At 70.4% G+C, this 16,213-nt stretch carries 16 protein-coding genes and 2 pseudogenes; 8 read left to right on the top strand and 10 right to left on the bottom strand.

Annotated features, from left to right (window positions below):
- Nucleotides 1-810 (bottom strand): hypothetical protein, encoded by an 810-nt coding sequence (locus ACZ5PB_RS22130; RefSeq protein WP_468693421.1) that lies wholly within the window; start codon nucleotides 808-810, stop codon nucleotides 1-3.
- 76 nt (nucleotides 811-886) lie between these two features.
- Here ACZ5PB_RS22130 and ACZ5PB_RS22125 point away from each other — a divergent pair, with 76 nt between their 5' ends.
- Nucleotides 887-1,465: a DUF6368 family protein gene (locus tag ACZ5PB_RS22125; RefSeq protein WP_468693420.1), complete on the top strand. Its 579-nt coding sequence runs from the start codon at nucleotides 887-889 to the stop codon at nucleotides 1,463-1,465.
- Here ACZ5PB_RS22125 and ACZ5PB_RS22120 read toward each other — a convergent pair.
- From ACZ5PB_RS22120 to ACZ5PB_RS22110, 3 genes are all read right to left on the bottom strand, one after another.
- Nucleotides 1,458-2,432, bottom strand: a complete 975-nt coding sequence (locus tag ACZ5PB_RS22120) for a MerR family transcriptional regulator (protein ID WP_468693419.1) — start codon at nucleotides 2,430-2,432, stop codon at nucleotides 1,458-1,460. The genes ACZ5PB_RS22125 and ACZ5PB_RS22120 overlap by 8 nt on opposite strands.
- A 257-nt stretch (nucleotides 2,433-2,689) precedes the next feature.
- Nucleotides 2,690-3,040, bottom strand: a complete 351-nt coding sequence (locus ACZ5PB_RS22115; protein WP_468693418.1) for a DUF6355 family natural product biosynthesis protein — start codon at nucleotides 3,038-3,040, stop codon at nucleotides 2,690-2,692.
- Between the two features lie 109 nt (nucleotides 3,041-3,149).
- Nucleotides 3,150-5,492, bottom strand: a complete 2,343-nt coding sequence (locus ACZ5PB_RS22110) for an ATP-binding protein (protein WP_468693417.1) — start codon at nucleotides 5,490-5,492, stop codon at nucleotides 3,150-3,152.
- 751 nt (nucleotides 5,493-6,243) lie between these two features.
- Here ACZ5PB_RS22110 and ACZ5PB_RS22105 point away from each other — a divergent pair.
- Nucleotides 6,244-6,975 (top strand): HAD family hydrolase, encoded by a 732-nt coding sequence (locus tag ACZ5PB_RS22105; protein ID WP_468693416.1) that lies wholly within the window; start codon nucleotides 6,244-6,246, stop codon nucleotides 6,973-6,975.
- Here ACZ5PB_RS22105 and ACZ5PB_RS22100 read toward each other — a convergent pair.
- Entirely contained in the window at nucleotides 6,935-7,273 is a 339-nt protein-coding gene (locus tag ACZ5PB_RS22100) for a hypothetical protein (RefSeq protein WP_468693415.1), read from the bottom strand. The genes ACZ5PB_RS22105 and ACZ5PB_RS22100 overlap by 41 nt on opposite strands.
- A gap of 42 nt (nucleotides 7,274-7,315) precedes the next feature.
- Between ACZ5PB_RS22100 and ACZ5PB_RS22095 the strand changes: the two are divergent.
- A pseudogene (locus ACZ5PB_RS22095) lies at nucleotides 7,316-7,916 on the top strand (HD domain-containing protein).
- Nucleotides 7,917-7,979: 63 nt separating this feature from the next.
- Here ACZ5PB_RS22095 and ACZ5PB_RS22090 read toward each other — a convergent pair.
- The gene (locus ACZ5PB_RS22090) at nucleotides 7,980-8,855 is read right to left on the bottom strand and encodes a hypothetical protein (RefSeq protein WP_468693414.1); all 876 of its coding nucleotides are present in this window, start codon (nucleotides 8,853-8,855) and stop codon (nucleotides 7,980-7,982) included.
- A 200-nt stretch (nucleotides 8,856-9,055) separates the two neighbouring features.
- Complete coding sequence (locus tag ACZ5PB_RS22085) at nucleotides 9,056-9,727, bottom strand: O-methyltransferase (protein WP_468693413.1); 672 nt, start codon at nucleotides 9,725-9,727, stop codon at nucleotides 9,056-9,058.
- A 71-nt stretch (nucleotides 9,728-9,798) separates the two neighbouring features.
- On the opposite strand from ACZ5PB_RS22085, the gene ACZ5PB_RS22080 reads away from it, so the two are divergent.
- Together ACZ5PB_RS22080 and ACZ5PB_RS22075 are read left to right on the top strand one after the other, a co-directional pair.
- Nucleotides 9,799-10,470 carry a TetR/AcrR family transcriptional regulator gene (locus ACZ5PB_RS22080; RefSeq protein WP_468693412.1) on the top strand — a complete coding sequence of 224 codons (672 nt, stop codon included), beginning with the start codon at nucleotides 9,799-9,801 and terminating at the stop codon, nucleotides 10,468-10,470.
- Nucleotides 10,467-10,838 carry a hypothetical protein gene (locus tag ACZ5PB_RS22075; RefSeq protein WP_468693411.1) on the top strand — a complete coding sequence of 124 codons (372 nt, stop codon included), beginning with the start codon at nucleotides 10,467-10,469 and terminating at the stop codon, nucleotides 10,836-10,838. The genes ACZ5PB_RS22080 and ACZ5PB_RS22075 overlap by 4 nt, the downstream gene beginning before the upstream one ends.
- A gap of 175 nt (nucleotides 10,839-11,013) precedes the next feature.
- Here the strand turns inward: ACZ5PB_RS22075 and ACZ5PB_RS22070 are convergent, their stop codons facing one another.
- Nucleotides 11,014-11,865 carry an alpha/beta fold hydrolase gene (locus ACZ5PB_RS22070; RefSeq protein ID WP_468693410.1) on the bottom strand — a complete coding sequence of 284 codons (852 nt, stop codon included), beginning with the start codon at nucleotides 11,863-11,865 and terminating at the stop codon, nucleotides 11,014-11,016.
- Nucleotides 11,866-11,966: 101 nt separating this feature from the next.
- On the opposite strand from ACZ5PB_RS22070, the gene ACZ5PB_RS22065 reads away from it, so the two are divergent.
- From ACZ5PB_RS22065 to ACZ5PB_RS22055, 3 genes are all read left to right on the top strand, one after another.
- On the top strand, nucleotides 11,967-12,368 hold the full coding sequence (locus ACZ5PB_RS22065) for a winged helix-turn-helix transcriptional regulator (RefSeq protein WP_468693409.1): 402 nt from the start codon (nucleotides 11,967-11,969) through the stop codon (nucleotides 12,366-12,368).
- 80 nt (nucleotides 12,369-12,448) lie between these two features.
- Nucleotides 12,449-13,054 carry a hypothetical protein gene (locus ACZ5PB_RS22060; protein WP_468693408.1) on the top strand — a complete coding sequence of 202 codons (606 nt, stop codon included), beginning with the start codon at nucleotides 12,449-12,451 and terminating at the stop codon, nucleotides 13,052-13,054.
- A 216-nt stretch (nucleotides 13,055-13,270) separates the two neighbouring features.
- Nucleotides 13,271-14,395 (top strand): barstar family protein, encoded by a 1,125-nt coding sequence (locus tag ACZ5PB_RS22055; protein ID WP_468693407.1) that lies wholly within the window; start codon nucleotides 13,271-13,273, stop codon nucleotides 14,393-14,395.
- Between the two features lie 53 nt (nucleotides 14,396-14,448).
- On the opposite strand, the pseudogene ACZ5PB_RS22050 reads toward ACZ5PB_RS22055, so the two are convergent.
- Together ACZ5PB_RS22050 and ACZ5PB_RS22045 are read right to left on the bottom strand one after the other, a co-directional pair.
- Nucleotides 14,449-15,922: pseudogene (locus ACZ5PB_RS22050) on the bottom strand (MFS transporter).
- Nucleotides 15,919-16,170 (bottom strand): CBU_0592 family membrane protein, encoded by a 252-nt coding sequence (locus ACZ5PB_RS22045; RefSeq protein WP_468693406.1) that lies wholly within the window; start codon nucleotides 16,168-16,170, stop codon nucleotides 15,919-15,921. The pseudogene ACZ5PB_RS22050 and the gene ACZ5PB_RS22045 overlap by 4 nt, the downstream one beginning before the upstream one ends.
- Nucleotides 16,171-16,213 lie beyond the last annotated feature (43 nt).

Genomic DNA, 16,213 nt, shown 5'->3' with positions numbered 1-16,213 from the left:
TCAGTGCGCCCAAGGCAGGCGTACCGCCTCGATTTCGGGGTCGTTCAGCAACGCGTCGATGAGAGCCGGAGGGCCTGCGACCTTGGTGGCCCACAGGTCGTAGTCGGTGCACAGGACCCAGGAACGGTCATCGGCCCAGAGGTTGGACGGGCTGAAATCCGCCTCTGAATGGTCGTACAGGACCTCGGCGTCGCCGAGCCGGCCCGCACGGACGTGGAGGTCGTCGAAGTTGTCGGCGCCGAGCAGGAGCGGGTTGTAGTACGCCAGACAGCGAGTGTCGGGCCCTGCGGGACTGTGCTGGGTGAGGACGGCGATCAGCCGGTTCCAGGTCTCACGGTCCAGGCTCCCCTCGGTCGGCGGGGCCATGCTCAGCGGCCAGCTGCCCTCCTTCTTTGCCGAGGGAAAGCAGCGGAAGGAGGGCATCCGCCCGTCGGGCACGACCGGGTCTCCGGTCCGCTCGGCGAGCTCGGCCCAGCGCAGCCGCCGCCAGCCGGGGCCCGGGTGCCGGGCGCGTCCGAGGCCTCCGCCCGTGGTGACGCCCACGGCGTCGAGGTCGAGGCCGGCGACCGTGTGGGGCTGGGCGCTGCCGTCGGCGAGACGTGCCTGGTGGTACTCGTGATACGACACACCCACAGGCACGTTCTCGTGCCCGTGGGTGTGCTCGTACTCGCGGTCGCGCTCGTACATGGCGTTGAGTACCCACACCGCGTCGGGCATCGCCGGAGGCATGAACCCCGTGATGCCGTCGCCGCACAGCTCCAGCAGCCAGTCGGCGGTCCCGGACGGCACAATCGGCCACATGCTTGACATCGGGTTCAGTTCCTCGGACACGCGTACATGGTCCCAGGTACGAGCACGGGGGGACAAGGGAGGCAAGGGGGACATCTTGGCGGGACCGGCAGTGGGGCTCTGGCTCTTCGAGCACCGCGGTTTCGAAGAGGTACGGGCCGATGTGATCCCGTGGCTGGAGACGTTCTGCGAACCGGTCGAGATCGAGGCGGGCGCCGACTTGGCCTTCCGGGTCCGCGAGCCCGCGGCCCTCGGCCCGCACGTCCTCGTCGACACGGCTGAGGCGGGCATGTTTTTCCTCTCGGAGGACGACTGCCTACCGGCTGACGACGAGGACTACTCCGACTTCCCGCTGCCGCCGGTGCAGGGCCTCGTACTCGCCGCCGGCTCCTCGGGCTGGCTGAACCACCTCCTGCTCGGCCACCTCGCCCTCGACCTGGCCCAACGGCTGCGTACGCTGATCGACTTCGACGGCGTCCTCGGACTCGCCCGCGGCGACCGGGCGGAAGGGGGCGCGGACCTGGCCCGAGCGCGTGTGCTGGTGGCTTCGCTCCCCGGCACCGTCAGGGAAGTCTCGTACGACACGGGCGGCGGCGACCGCTGGATCCGCCAGGTCGGCGATCCGCAGTTCCTCAGGGCCTGGCTGCGGCACCCGGACTTCCGCCTCGTCACGTAGTGGGTGACTCGCGGGCGTCGAGTTCCATGGCCAATTCCATGCAGCGCAGCCGGGCCGGGGAGAAGTCGTAGGGCATCTTGCCGGTGGCCTCGAACGCGCTCATGGACTCGCGACCCGGCCCGGTGCTTCGCCCGGCCGAGTCCTCGCTCTCGTCCTGGCCCTCGCCCTCGTCCTCCTCCTCATCAGCGGTTTCAGGGTGCAGGGCGTCCCAGGCGTCGAAGAGCGCGTCCTCGCTCTCCGCCAGGCCGGAGTCCTCGATGAATGCGTGCAGCGCCTTCTCGAAGGCGTGCCGTTCGGCCGCCACCCGGGCAACGCGGGGGTCGTCGACAGCGACCATGTCGTCGAGTGCCTCCTCGGCGGCATCAACACGGTCGGACTCCTCCCGCAAATCCGGGTGGGTGGCCACGGCGATGAAACGGGAGGCCTGGACGGCCGCACCGAGTGGGCCGAAGATCCGCTCGGTGACCAGCAGAACATCCAGGTCCGCCTGGCGCAGGGAGCCCTCGGGCAGGCTCTTGAGGCGGTCGGTGACGAAGTCGGAGAGCAGACCCATCCTGCTGCCCTCGGTACGCATGCGCTGCACGGCAGTCCGTTGGCGTCGCAGTTCCGCTTCCTGGGCGACGAGGGATTTCTCCAGCCGCTCCAGGACGTGCGCGATGCCGTCGTCCCCTTCCGCTTCCCCGTCCTCGTCGGCGCTGTCGTCGGCATCGGTGGCACCGGTGGACGCCGTGTCGGCGAGGGAGTCACGGATGTCGTCCAGGGCGATCCCGGCATCCGCCATCTTGCGGATCCACAACAGCCGGATCATGTCTTCGTAGCCGTAACGGCGACGGTCGTCGCCGCCCCGCTCGGGCTCGGGGAGCAGGCCGATCTCGTGGTAGTGACGGATCGCCCGAGGTGTCGTGCCGACGAAGGCAGCCGCGTCACCGATCTTGACCTGGCGCGGCGGTACGAAGGACAAGTACATGAGCAGGGGCCTTCCTCAGCGGGGCGGGACGTAGGCCCACCGCACCACATACCGCTACGGAACATGCAACCCGCGATCACCCCACCCACCATCCACCATCCACGCCGGGCTGACGCGCGTACGTCCGGCAGCCCGCCGGAGAGTGGCCCCCGCCGACCCGGCGGGGGCCACCCCCTTCCCCCTTCCCCCTTCCCCCGACCCCCCGAAGTCCTGGTCGGCCGACTTCCGGACCTCGGGGAGCAGTTACGACGCGCCCGTCAGCAGGACCTGCCCACGTACCAGGCGCCCTGGAAGTCGGGCCAGCCGCCGCCCAGGTACGTGGTGCCCGGGCCGACGCACTTCTCGTAGTCCTTGATGCCGCCGATGTTCCACCGGTCGACGTAGATGACGACGTTGCCCGTCCCGCAGTGGTTGTAGTAGGCGCCCGGATTGGCGAACCAGCCGCAGGGGTCGCCCTTCACACCGGCCTTCCCGTCCTGCTGCTGGGAGGCGACCGTCGTGGTGGCCGATCCGGCGCTCGCGGCGGAAGCCGGGGATATGCCCGCAATTCCCACAACGGCGGTCGCGACCGCCGCGCTTGCCAATACGCCTCGCATTCCCTTGCGCATTTTCCTCTCCCGATTCTCGACGTGTGCGATCAACACGAACAAGCGGGGTGAACCGCACGCCGTGCTCTTTCCTGCACCATCGTGCTGGCGCGCCGGACCGGCTGACAGCTCACGAACCGTTCATGTGTGACCGGTCAGGTTCGCCTGCGCCTGCGCCATTGCTGTCGGCTTCGCTGTCGCCCTCGCTGAGGCCGTCGAGTTGTCGCCGTACCTGCTCGGCCGCCTGATCGCGTCCCTGCTGCCGGTACAGGTCCCACGCTTCTTGCCATGCCGCACGGGCTCGGTCGCGGTGGCCGAGGGCGGCGTGCGGGTGGCCGAGCCGGTCTAGGGTGTCGGCGGTTTCGTAGGTGTTGCCGAGGTCGCGGTACAGGCTGATGGCCCGGTCGTAGTGCTGGACCGCGTCCTGGTGGTGACCGCTGTGGTGGTCGATGTAGCCGAGGCTGTCCAGGGTCTGCGCCTGGCCGGGGAGGTCCTGGTGCTGCTCGTACTGGGTGAGGGCGGCCCGGCAGTGCTCGCGCGCGGTGTCGTGGTCGCCGAGGCGCGCGGCGAACCAGCCCACCGCGTTCAGTGCGTTGGCCTCCCAGACCGGCCGGTCGAAACCCCGGTAGAGGTCCAGCGCGCGCCGGGCGTGCTCCAGGGCCTTCCGGCCGTCCGACCAGATCGTCGCGAGCGTGTAGTGCGCATGGGCCTGGAGGGCGCGGTCGTCCGTCTCCTCGCTCAAGGCCAGGGCCCGGTGCAGGGAGTCGATCGCTTCCTGCCGGTGCCCCAGTACGACCTGGGCGCGCCCGAGCAGCCGGTGGGCGAGGATCTGGGGGTGGGGGTCGGCCAGTCTGCCCGCGGAGTCGGCCGCGATCCGCCACACGGCGAGCTGCTCGTGGCGACGTCCGCGCCGGTAGTGGAAGTTGTTCAGCGCCCAGGCCAACTGCCAGGCCGTGGAGTGCATCGCGTGCGCGACGGCGGTCTGCTGGGCGGCGAGCAGGTTCCGGTGCTCGGCGGCGAACCAGTCCATCGCGGCCGGGATGTCGGCGAGCGCCAAGGGGCGGCAGCCGGGTACCGGCGGGTCGAGGTCGACGGGGTCGCGGTGGGGTTCCAGGAGCCGGTCGGCGGCGTACGCGGTGTGGGTGTAGAAGTCGAGCAGTCGCCGCAGTGCTGCCTTGCGGGTGTCGGCGGTCAGCTCGTCGTAGGGGGTGGTGGTGGCAGTCGTGGCGGCGTACCGGCGTATCAGATCGTGCATGTGGTGGCGTCCGGCGGAGTCCTGGACGATGAGCGACGCCTGTTCCAGCCTGCGCAGTACGGTCCTGGTCCTGCTGCGACCGAGGCCGGTGAGACTGCCGGCAGCGGCGAGGCCGATGTCGGGCCCGGGTGCGATCGAGAGCAGCCCGAACACCTCCGCCTCTTCGCCGGTCAACGCCTCGTGCGACAGCGAGAGCACGGCGGGCAGGCTCGCGGTCGGGTCGGCGTCGTCGAGGGCGTCGAGTGCGCTGTCGCGCAGTTCGTCGGCGAGGTCGGCCAGGGACAGGGACGGATGGGTGTGGGCGCGCCCGGCGACGATGCTCAACGCCAGGGGGAACCCGCCGCACAGGCGGACCAGTTCGTCCACCGCCGCGGATTCGGCGTCGATGCGTACGGTGCCGAGTCGGGAGGCGAGCAGTTCGCGGGCCTCGGCGTCGGTGAGGGTGTCGACGTTCAGGGGGTGGGCGCTGTGGCCGGTGACCAGGCCGGACAGTCGGTTGCGGCTGGTGACCGCCACGGTGCAGGTGTCGCCGCCGGGCAGCAGGGGAGTGACCTGGGCGGTGTCGGCCGCGTTGTCGAGCACCAGCAGCATCCGCTTGTCCGCCACCAGGCTACGGAACAACGCCGCCTGCGCGTGTGGGTCGACGGGGATACGGCCGGGTTCGACGCCCAGCGCCTCAAGGAACCCACGTACCGCCACGGCCGGGTCCATCGAGTCGCTGTCGGGGCTGAAACCCCTTAGGTCGACGAAGAGTTGGCCGTCGGGGAACCGGTCGGCGTTGCGGTGGGCCCAGTGCAGGGCGAGCCATGACTTGCCGACCCCGCCGGCACCGGCGATCGCGGAGATGACCACGGTGCTCGACGCACCCGAACCGTTCCGAAGTACCGCGTCGAGCCGGTCCACTTCGCACTGCCGCCCCACGAACGGCGCGGGCGGGGCGGGCAATTGGCGCGGCACCGGCACTGGCACTGGCACCGGCACCGGCGACTGGTCTGTGGCGCCCGCTGCCGCAGCAAGCAGTTCATCCACTTCGGCCGGCTCCAGGCCGAGCGCGTCGGACAGTTGGCGCACCGACGCGAGCTGCGGGTTACGGCGTCTACCGGTCTCCAGGCCACGGATCGTACTGACCGAAACACCGGACCGCTCGGCCAGGGCTTCCTGCGTCAGCCCCGCACGTAACCGGAACCGCCGGATTTCCGCGCCGAAGTGATCTCCCATCTCTTTATCTTCGCAGGGACTCCCGTAGGCGCCTGCGGTGGCACCATGCAAGATGCGGGGAGGGGGGACCCGATACTGCGGCCCCTCTTGCTACCCCATTACGCCCCGTAGGGAGGGTTTTGAGCGAGACCAGGAAGGCTTCGTACAGTGCTGGTAGCTGGGTCGTCGGTTGGGTGGTGTTCCTGGGGTCCGGATTCGTGGCATCCGTCCTTTTGAACAATGCTTGGGAGGACTGCGATATCGGGGTAAACGCCGTGGCTAACCTCGGTGATCTCGTCGTAGCGTCGACCTCGATGGCAACAGTGGCAACCTTTATATGGTGGCTTATGCGCAGAGTCACGGGCAGGCGTTGGCTGTTGCTTCCGCTGCTGATGACCGTTGGCCCTAGCGTGGTATTGCTGTGGCCATTGATGGCGATCTGGCATGCGCCTGATGGATATCCGGTCAGTTATTGCCCGCCCGACAATGTGCCGACATGGTGGCCGGTCTGGCTTCCGGTCTAGTCGAAGGCCCCCGCCCCGCACGATCCTCGACACCCGGACCCTCGGCGCGGTCTCCGCGAACCGACGCGCTTCCGTCCGCAGCAAGGCAGAGCAGGACCCGACCACCTGGATGCGGCTCTTCGAAGGCGCCACAGCCCGCTCGGCAGTGTGCCTCGGTACGAGCTGGATGCTCTGCCGCGTCGCCAACCGGAAAACTCAGCCCCTCCAGTCCCTGGTATCCAGATCATCCGGCACGAGATGATCACCGTATGGCAGATGTGATCTTCTTCGATCTGGACGGCACCCTGGTCGATCATCGAAGCGCGGTCTTCGAAACGATCGGCCGGATCGTCCGGGACGCGCCGAACGCGACGGCTCCAGCGGACGAACTGGTGGCGTTGTGGTGGGCGTTGGAGGCGCGCCACATGCGGGAGTACCTGGCCGGTCAGTGCTCCTTCGCCGAGCACCACCGGCGCAGGGTCCGTTCCTTCCTGCCGGCGCTCGGCGAGCCGGTTCCGGCAATGCCCGGCCTGCTGGACACCTGGATCGCGGAGCGCTACCTCACCGTGTTCGAGGAGTCCTGGCAGTGCTACCCCGATGTCCAGCCCTGCCTGGAGGCCCTGAAACGGCTTCCCCGTGGACCTCGTCTCGCCGTTCTCACCAACGGCGATCCCGGGCAACAACGCGCCAAACTCGCCCGCTTCGGCCTCCTCGAATACTTCGAGGCCGTCCTCACCCCGACCGAGCTCGGCGCGGCCAAGCCCGCTGCCTACGCCACCGCCTGCCACCAGATGCGGACGGAGCCCGCGCGGGCGGTCAACGTGGGCGACATGCTGGAGAGCGACGTGAACGCAGCCGCCCTCGCCGGGCTCACCGGCATCTGGCTGGACCGGGGCATCGACTTCGTCACCGGCGGACCGTCACCCACGGCAGACGAAGCGGTGCTCCGCATCGAACAACTCACGGAGCTGCCCGGCCATCTGTCATGCATGCAGACCTGACGGTACGGAAGCGGTCGCGGGGCCGCGTTTCCTGAGGGCGTCCGGTGCTCGTAGCGTTCGGCTCCGCGCCGAACACGGCGAAGCCCGGCGCGATCTGCGGTTCCCGAACGGCCACGTGGTCGACGCCGCTGTCCTCGGCGAATGCGGCGACGGCTTGCAGGTAGGTGGCCTCGACGGGAGCGTGGTCGCTGACTGCGGGCTCGGTGCCGATGTAGCTGCCGTGCTCGTCGCGGTCGGCGGGGTCGTATTTGGTGACGCGGTAGACGTAGCTTCTCGCGCTGCCGACAGGTTCTCGCATTCCCGGACCGTACGGTAAGCCCGGCGCCATTACCCTGTCGCGATGTCGACCAACTCCCTCTTGTCGAGGGCCATGAGGGGCACTACGAACCCGCCCCTGCTGCCCCTACCGGAACGTGTCGCAGAGCTGCTGTCGGAACTGGACAGCCCGCCCCGGCTGGCGGCCCACCTGCCTGCGCGCCGTCCATGACGTGGCGCACCAGTTGGTCGAGTGGATGCGACAGCGCTACCCCGCCGTGGACTTCGACCGTGAGGCGGCGCTCTTCGGAGCGGCCACGCACGATGTGGGGAAGACGGTGCACCTGGCCGAGCTGGGCGGTCCCGGATCGGCGCACGAGGAGGCCGGGCGAGCTCTTCTGCTCGACCACGGCATCAAACCTGAACTGGCGCGCTTCGCAGCGACTCACGCGTCATGGGCGGGTGCGCGGGTCGGCCTGGAGGATCTGCTCGTCAGCCTCGCCGACAAGATCTGGAAGAACAAGCGCGTTCCCGAGCTGGAGGATCTGGTCGTGGCCCGGCTCGCCGAGGCGACTGGCCGGGCGGCATGGGAGGAGTTCATGGCGCTCGACGGGGTTCTCGCCGCTGTCGGCGACGGTGCCGACGAACGCCTGGAATTCCAGGCGTCCTTCCCGATCCACGGCTGAGGGCCGACCCGAGTGGAGCCGGGTGATGGTGTTCTTCCGGCGCTTGTCCGGCCTGGGTGCGGTTCACCGGCCAGAGTCGTACGGGGGGATGGTCCAGCGCAGTACCGCTTCGCCCGCGCGGGTTTCGAGGGTGGCGGGGTACACCTGGCCGTAGGCCCGCTCGCCGCGGTGGCGCATGGAGTGGTCGCCGGGATCCCAGCCGAGACCGAGCACCGGACAACCGGAGAGGTCGATGGTGCCCGCGAGCAGTGGGTGGTTCCATCCGGCCCGCTGGAACCGGTGGTAGTCGGTGTGGGCGTCGACGGCGACCATCAGCCCGTTGCCGGGCCCCTCGCGGGTCCAGGTCCGGAGCTGCTCGGCGACGGATTCGGCCTCGGCCAGGGGGAGGTCGAGCCATCCACGAGGGCCGTGTCCGCTGGGGGAGTGCGGGATGCGGTCCCCGCCGAACCGCTCGTGGACGGTGCCCTCGTACTTGCCCCAGTAAGTGACGTCCGCCAGACCGTCGGTGGACGGGCCGTCCAAACCGGTGAAGCCGTCCAGTGCTGAAGCGTCGCCGAGGACCATGCCGCACCGGTCGACCGGCAGGTCCCCGAGCTGCGCGGGTTCGCCGTGCTCGGGACCGGGCCGGGGCAGGCCGAGGTCGACCTCCAGGACGGCGACCGTCGGCTCCCCGTCGAAGGGTGAGGCCGATGTCCCGGCCCGTACTCGCAGCGGCCGGTCTGCGGCGGCGGCCACGGCGACTGCCTCGCACATCCAGGCGGACGGGGCGCTGCCCTCGGGGCCGTGCAGGTGGCCACCACCGGCGGCCACTGCGGTTCGGGCCCGCTCGGACAGCGGCGGTCCCAGCTGCGGCCAGTAGTCGATCCAGCCCGCCATCCCCAGCACGAGCATCCCGGAGGGTGCGGTGATGGTGCCCAGGTCTATGTCGGTCTCAGTCATCGGCTGATTGAACAGGCACGGAGCCGAAAGGATCAAGGCTCCTTGCCTTGATCACGACAATGCCCCCAGGACGAGGTGAACACGACAGTCGCGGGAGCGGAACTCAGCTGCACAGAGGATGGCGCGGGTCGAGCGCCGCTGGCCCCGGTTGGCCGGCCCCAGGCCTTGGTGATGCAGACCGGGATCGCCGCTCGCCAGGTCTAGAGGCGGCAGCTGATCTCCATTCCGTCTTCCACGGGGAACGTGACGCTCTGGTAGCCGTTCGCGGGGGTGCGGACGTAGTCGAGGTAGGGCGCGAGGTCCTCCAGGTCCACGTCGTCGGCGACGACGAGGGTGCCGGGTGCGAGGCGGGGTTCGAGGAGTCGCAGGACGGGCAGGCACAGGTCCTTCCAGCCGTCGAGGAGGACGAAGCCCACGGAGTCCACGGAGCCGGCGACCTCGGCGAGGGTGTCGCGGGCGTCTCCTTCGAGGACGGTGATCAGATCGTCCAGCCCCGTCTCGGCGAACGTCCGGCGCGCGGCCTCGGCCTTGACGGTGCTCAGTTCCGTACTGATCACCCGCCCCGTGCCGTTGTCGCGCACCGCGGCGGCGAGATGGAGCGTGGAGATGCCGAAGGACGTGCCGAACTCGACGACGGTGGCGGGGCGGGCGGCCCGGATCAGGTTGTAGAGGAGGCGGCCGCCCTCGGCGGAAATCGGCATGTACACCTCCGCTTTGGCGTCGGCCTGCTCCTGTGGGTCCAGGGGGGTGAATCCCTGGGGCCATGCCGCCCGGACCCGTCTGCTGGTCACCTCGTCCTGCTCGGCATCCCGGAACATCCGGTCGAGGGCGGAGGCGATGCGGGGGTCTTCGAGGGTGTTGGTGGGTGTCATGCGCGTTAGGCTAGACGCACCGTTGCGTCCAGTCTAGCGATTCTGGCCTACCCTGGCCCCAGGAGGCAGACATGGAACGAGGAAGTACGGCGGCTGCCGCCGCGGCGGACGGGCCACAGCCGGCGGCACGCCACCACGGCAACAGGCACGGCCGCAGCGAACAGGCCCGGCAGGCAGTGCTGGAGGCGGCCGACGGCCTCTTGGCCGAGAAGGGCTTCACCGGCGTCACCATCGAGGGCATCGCCGCCCGCGCGGGCGTCGCCAAGCAGACCGTCTACCGCTGGTGGAAGACCAAGACCGACGTACTCCTGGACGCCTTCCTCCAGGACGCGGCCGAAGCCCTCACCCCGCCGGACCACGGCGACCTGGGCCCGGACCTGCGCGCCCACCTGCGCCAACTGGCCCTGTTCCTCACCGAGTCCGACGCGGGCGCCGTCTTCAAGGCCCTCATCGGGCACGCCCAGCACGACCCCGCGTTCGCCGCCGCCCTGCGCTCCGGGTACCTCGACGCACAGCGCCGTCGCGACCGGCTCCCGCTGGAACGCGCGGTGGAACGCGGTCAGCTCGCCGCCGGACTCGATACGGCGGCGGAGATCGACCAACTCGTGGGGCCGGTCTACCACCGCGTCCTGGTGACGGCGGAACCCGTCGACCGGGCTTTCACCGACCGCCTCGTCGAGGCGTTCCTGTACCGCGCGAACGCAGCCAACGCAGCCAACGCAGGGGAGATGGGGAGCAGATGACTCTGAAGGCAGGCCAGCGGGTGGTGCTGGCAGCGGACACCCGGCTGACCGATTCGGCCGAGGTGTCGGGGGTCGTCGTGGGGTTCCTGGCGTTGGCGGCGGGTATCTCCGGGACCGTCGAGGAGGTGGTCGGCCACGAGGACGAGAGCGACGAGGTACGCGAGTACGAGCGGCTCAAGTCGCTGCTCGACGCCTACGGGCGCGAAATGCCCACGGAGAGCAGGCGGCAGCTCGAAGAGAACATCGGCGCTCTGGAACCCGCCTGGACCGCCTTCCAGGAACGCGCGCCCCGCGTGAGCGTCAGGGTCCGCTTCGACAACGGGTTCATCCTCGACGGGGCTCACGAAGACGTGTTCGTCCCTGCCTGAGGGGGAGGGGCGGGTCGGCAGCATCGGCCGTGCCCCCCCGCTTCTCACCTTCCGCCGCCCCCTGCCGGTGCGACACCTCTCGTTCTTCCACGCATCGGCCCCTGATCCCCCGGGAGGGGCCGCCACCCGAACCCGATGGCCTGCGGGCCGGGCTGGCCCTCGACCCTCTACCCGGTCACGCCGCCTTCGCGTCCTCACCGGCGAGGAAGGGCCGCAGCAGCGTGAGCAGGGCGTGTGGCCGGTGCAGCGGGATGATGTGGCCGCAGTCCTCGATGACGTGTCCGGTGAGATCGTCGGTGAGCGGGCGGAGTTGGCGTTCCAGCGCCGCGCCGACGGGCCGGGCGCCGATCGCCATGGTCGGCACTGTCAGGCGGGCGGTGGCAGCCGCCCGCTCGATCTGTGCCGCACTCTCGGGCAGCGCCCGGTAGTACGAGAACGCGCGGCTCAGGGCCTCACGGCCGGTGTACGCGTGGACGAAGGCGTCCCGGAGGGCGGGGCGGACCCCGTCGCCGAGCGTGCCATTGCGCAGGAACCAGTCGACGTAAGCGGCCTCGTGACCCTCAAGTACGGTCTCGGCAAGGCCGGGTGCGGCGGAGTGGAAGCCGAACCACCACGGCGGCCCGTCGGCCAGGAACTCCTCGGCGCCGGGCAACCCGCCCAGAATGGCTTCCATGACGACCAGCCGCCGGACGAGACCGGGATGGCGCAGCGCGAGGAGGAAGGCCGGCGCGGTGCCCGCGTCGATGCCCACCACCGCGGCCGAGGACACACCGAGCGCGGTGAGCAACGCCGCGGCGTCCTCGGCAAGGGTTCCCGCGTCGTACCCGGAGGCGGCCGGGCCGCTCGCGCCGAACCCGCGCAGGTCCGGCGCGATCACGCGGTAGTGGTCGGACAGGCCGGACATGACGTCGGTCCACAGCTCCCAGGTGTGCGGGAACCCGTGCAGCAGCAGGACGGCGGGACCCGATCCGGCGAGGGCGACGTTCAGTTCGACACCGTTGACGTGGACGCGCCGCACTTCGGGCATGGAGAGGCTCCAGATGTGGTGAGGAATGGTGACCACCTCACGCTAGGGAACTACCCTGGCTCCTCCAAGACGGCACTTTCCCTTCAGGTGGTGAGCCCCGAGTGACCACATCAAGGCCCGGCGAGCGTGGTGATGTGCTGAATCCGCTCTGCCCGACCCGCCGGTTGCTCGACCGCATCGGCACCAAGTGGACGTCGATGGTGGTGAAAGTGCTGGCCGAGGAGGCGCCGGACGAGCTGCGTTTCGCGGAACTTCGGCGCCGTATCCCCGGCGTCTCACAGAAGATGCTGTCCGTCACCCTGCAGAGCCTCGTCCGCGACGGCCTGGTCGCGCGCCGAGTCGAACCCACCGTGCCGCCCGCCGTCCACTACCGGCTCACCGAGCTCGGTCTGTCCCTCGAAGTGCCGCTCTCCGCCCTGCGGGTCTGGGCCGAGACACACATGCCGGAGATCGACCGCAGCAACCGGCTCGCCGACGGCCGATCCCCCGACCAGGGCGGGTGAGCGCGTCTTCCCCCGTGCGGCGGAGGCGGATCATCACGCGGTACGACGCGCCGGGCCGTGCGGAGCGAGAGATTCGGGTCATGCCGACAACGGATCCCGCCCCGCCCGAAACCCGCGTGCCACCACCGGCCCTGCCCCCGGCTCCGCCCCTGCCTCTGGCTTCGCCCCTGCCCCCCGCCCCGCGCTGGGCGATTCGTGCCGCCCATGTCGCGGCCTGGTCGACCGTCCCCTCCGGGCTGTGGCGCATCGCGCTCGTGCTGGGAGTACCGGTCGGGGTGATGGGGCGTGAGGAGTTCCTCGCGGGCTTCCCCGACAATTCCCTGCTGATCGGGCTGGCCTACGTCCTGCTGCTCGGTGCCGTCGCCGAGGCCGCCTCGTACCTCACACTCGGTTTGGTACGGCCCTGGGGGGAGGTCGTGCCGCGCTGGATTCCGTTCCTCGGAGGACGCCCGGTCAACCACAAACTCGCGGTTCTCGCCGCGTCGTTGGGCGCGGTCACGGTCACCGTCCTGTGGTGGGTCCTCTTCTTCGGCGGGCTGCTGACCGGCCCCGGCCCGGACCCCGGCACCTCGGCCGGTGAAGTCCTGTTCGTCGCGGCCTACGCCCCGCTCCTGCTGTGGGGCCCGCTCCTGGCGGCGGTCACCTGGTCGTACTACCGGCGCCACCAGGCCCGTACGAGAACGTGATCCCCCAAGACCATCGGGTTGGCGAAGGCGATACCTGTGGCCTCGTGCCGCCTCATCCGGTCGGCCCCCTCGCATGCAAGGTCGGGCGGTCGGGCGGGCTGATCCCTCCAGGCGGATCCGTATGGTGGGCTCCGTATCGTGGGCGCGGAAGTTGTTCGCATGTTCGGGGGTTGGGTGCGGGTCGCAGATCACGTCACGTGGGGCCGGGGCTTTCCGGTGAAGTACCTCCTGGTTCAGGAGGACGAGGACGGGGTGGAACAGCTCTGGGGCAGGTGCGCGGGCGTCGAGGGGTTCTTCGTCGAGCCGGTTCCGCTGCCACGGGAGGTCCTCACCCTCCGTGGGTGCCGCCCCGGCGGTCTCCTGAGTGAGGTCCTGGCCGACCCCGCCGCTTCGCCGGGTCTGGGTGACGTGTGCGTCGAGGTCTGGGACGACGAGGCGCCCGTGCAGTGGTGGACTCTCGTCGACGCGGTCGTGGTGGCCCATCAGCCCCACTCGGCTGATCCGGCGTGCTTCGACATCGTGCTCGGTGCTGGTGTCACGAGCGAGGAGGGCTGCTCCGGGATGCCCGCGACGCCGCGTTTCGAGCTCTTCGCGGGCCCCTGGGCCGCTCCGGCAGGCCGGTGCTCCGCCGTGGACGGCCTGTTCGAGGCGCGAGAGGATCCGGACCCCGTTCCGATGGAGCTGATCGGCTGCGAGCCTGCGGAGCCCCTGCTCGCGGTGCTGCGGCGGCCGCGTCGGTGGGAGCGGGCGTGGGCCCACCTCCTGGTGCTGGATCGTCGAAGTGCCGTGATGGCCTCCCGCACCGTGGGCCTGGCCATCAGCGGAGTGCGGCCGTCCGTACTCGGCGGCACCCTCGTCGACATCACCCTCACCGATGGTGGCGACGACAGGCCGTCGCCTGCGGTCCGGCCGATCTGGGCGCAGTGGCAGCAGGGCCCGCCGACGGAGCCCAACCTGTGGGCACCGTACGACTCCCAAGGCAGGGCCGCGTGGCTGGACCTCACCACTCGTGGCTGGCGGGATCGCGTACCCCGGCCGGACCGGGCCGGGGGTGACTTCCAGCTCGACGGCCGGTTCGTCACGGACGAACCCGGTCTGTACTGCGCGATCGCCGAGGCCCTGCTCGGGCCCGGCCGCTACTTCGGCCGGGAGTGGAACGCGTTCAGCGACTGCCTGAGCGGTCGATTCGGAGTGGTTCCGCCCTTCACCCTGACCTGGCACGACTCCGAGATCGCGCGCCGCGCGCTGGCGGACGTGGTGGAACCGGAGAGCGGGCTCTCCTACTTCGAGGACTTCGTGCGGCTGCTCGAACGGCGCGGCGTCACGGTCGTACTCCGGTGACCTGAAGCAGCGCGAACGGCCCTCGGATGCACTCAAGGGCCGCGATACGGTCCTCAGTCCTCCGGGGGCAACCGCCGCGCCCGCCTCTCCGACCACAGGTCCACGAGGCCCACGCCCAGTGCGGCCAGCACGAACAGGAGCGAGGCCGCCAGCCCCAGTTGCAGGGCCCTGGCCCAGCTCTCGTGGTTGGCGACATGGGCGTAGAAGACGGCACCCACCACGGCGATCCCGGCCGCCGAGCCGATGCGCTGCCCGGTCTGGACGAGCCCGCCCGCCGCACCGGCCAGCCGCACCGGGACCTCGTTCAGCGTGAGCGTGGTGTTGGGTGCGACGGTGAGCCCGGAGCCGACGCCCGCGACGAGCAGCGGCAGCGCCGTCGCCCACCCGGCCCCGCTGCCCGGCACCAGGTGTACGGCCAGGATCGTGCCCGCGAGACCGACGGCCACCCCGGTGAGCCCGAGGACGACCAGTCTGCGCCCCTGGCCCATGACCAGCCGGCCGCCGAACCCGGCGGCGACGGCCGAGCCGACGGCGAACGGTACGGACGCGAGGCCCGCCTGCAGAGCGCTGTAGCCCAGCCCGTTCTGCAGGAACTGGCTGTAGACGAAGAAGACCGTGGTGAACCCCGCGAAGTACACGAGCGCGAGCAGCGAGCCGAGGGCGAACGGAGTCAGCCGGAACAACCGCAGCTCCACCAGCGCCGCCCGCCGCAACCGACCCTGCCGGCGCTCCCACAACCAGAAGCCCACGAGCAGCAGCAACCCCACCGGAATCAGCAGCCACTTGGCCCACCCGCTGCTGTTCCTGTACGAGGGGCAGCATCACTGCCACCGTCCCCAGCCCGAGCAGCACCACTCCGACCGGGTCGAAGCCCTCCTTGCGCCGGTCCGCCGCGTCACGGGCCGGCAGCAGGCGCACTGCCGCGACGAGCGCCGCCGCGCCGAGGGGAAGGTTCACGAAGAACACCCACCGCCAGCCGTGCGCGTCCCCGAACAGCTCGATGAGCAGACCGCCGACGAGCGGGCCGACCGCCGTGGAGATGCCGATGGTGGCGCCCAGCATGCCGAACGCCCGCGCCCGGTCCCGGCCCTGGAACATCTGCTGGATCAGCCCGGACACCTGTGGCGACACGAAACCCGCCGCCGCGCCCTGGACGAGCCGGAACGCCACCAGCCAGCCGGCCCCCGGAGCGAACCCGCACGCCGCCGAGGCCAGGGTGAACAGCGCGACCCCGACCAGGAAGACGTACTTGCGGCCCCGCATGTCGCCCAGCCGGCCCGCCGGGACCAGCGCGAGCCCGTAGGTGAGCGCGTACCCGGAGACCACCCAGGACAGATCGGCCTCCGAGGCGTGCAGACCGCGCTCCATCGACGGCAGCGCCACGTTCACGATGGACGTGTCGAGGAGTGTCATGAAGCCCGCGGCCAGGCACACCCCGAGCGCCTTCCAGCGACGCCGCTCGCTCTCGGTCCCGGCCTTGCCCTTGCCTTCGGCCCCGGCCCCGGCCTGCGGTGCGGGCGGGGTCACAGCGCCGCCCCGGGCGTCCGGCCCCGCGACTTGGCGAGCAGCCCCCAGAAGGAGACGACGGCCCAGGTACCCTCCAGGATCAGGAAGCCCCAGTCGCCCTCCACGGCGGCATCGACCGCCATCAGGAGCGAGCCGACGGCGTTGAGCCAGAGGTACGACCACGCGTCGGTGCGCATCCTGCCCGCCTGGACGGCGACGAACGCCGCGAGGACGAGCAGGGAGCCGGTGATCTGCACGGTGAGCCACATACCCGTGATCATTGGGTACGGGGACTCCGCCCACGGCCTGACC

This window comes from Streptomyces sp. NPDC032721 (genome assembly GCF_055579625.1).
This window is presented reverse-complemented; position numbering and strand designations above follow the sequence as displayed.

Excerpts from the sequence above, each read along its gene's own strand:
- ACZ5PB_RS22130 (WP_468693421.1), bottom strand. The coding sequence starts at position 810 with ATGTCAAGCATGTGGCCGATTGTGCCGTCCGGGACCGCCGACTGGCTG.
- ACZ5PB_RS22120 (WP_468693419.1), bottom strand. The coding sequence starts at position 2,432 with ATGTACTTGTCCTTCGTACCGCCGCGCCAGGTCAAGATCGGTGACGCG.
- ACZ5PB_RS22115 (WP_468693418.1), bottom strand. The coding sequence starts at position 3,040 with ATGCGCAAGGGAATGCGAGGCGTATTGGCAAGCGCGGCGGTCGCGACC.
- ACZ5PB_RS22110 (WP_468693417.1), bottom strand. The coding sequence starts at position 5,492 with ATGGGAGATCACTTCGGCGCGGAAATCCGGCGGTTCCGGTTACGTGCG.
- ACZ5PB_RS22105 (WP_468693416.1), top strand. The coding sequence starts at position 6,244 with ATGGCAGATGTGATCTTCTTCGATCTGGACGGCACCCTGGTCGATCAT.
- ACZ5PB_RS22100 (WP_468693415.1), bottom strand. The coding sequence starts at position 7,273 with ATGCGAGAACCTGTCGGCAGCGCGAGAAGCTACGTCTACCGCGTCACC.
- ACZ5PB_RS22090 (WP_468693414.1), bottom strand. The coding sequence starts at position 8,855 with ATGACTGAGACCGACATAGACCTGGGCACCATCACCGCACCCTCCGGG.
- ACZ5PB_RS22085 (WP_468693413.1), bottom strand. The coding sequence starts at position 9,727 with ATGACACCCACCAACACCCTCGAAGACCCCCGCATCGCCTCCGCCCTC.
- ACZ5PB_RS22080 (WP_468693412.1), top strand. The coding sequence starts at position 9,799 with ATGGAACGAGGAAGTACGGCGGCTGCCGCCGCGGCGGACGGGCCACAG.
- ACZ5PB_RS22075 (WP_468693411.1), top strand. The coding sequence starts at position 10,467 with ATGACTCTGAAGGCAGGCCAGCGGGTGGTGCTGGCAGCGGACACCCGG.
- ACZ5PB_RS22070 (WP_468693410.1), bottom strand. The coding sequence starts at position 11,865 with ATGCCCGAAGTGCGGCGCGTCCACGTCAACGGTGTCGAACTGAACGTC.
- ACZ5PB_RS22060 (WP_468693408.1), top strand. The coding sequence starts at position 12,449 with ATGCCGACAACGGATCCCGCCCCGCCCGAAACCCGCGTGCCACCACCG.
- ACZ5PB_RS22045 (WP_468693406.1), bottom strand. The coding sequence starts at position 16,170 with ATGTGGCTCACCGTGCAGATCACCGGCTCCCTGCTCGTCCTCGCGGCG.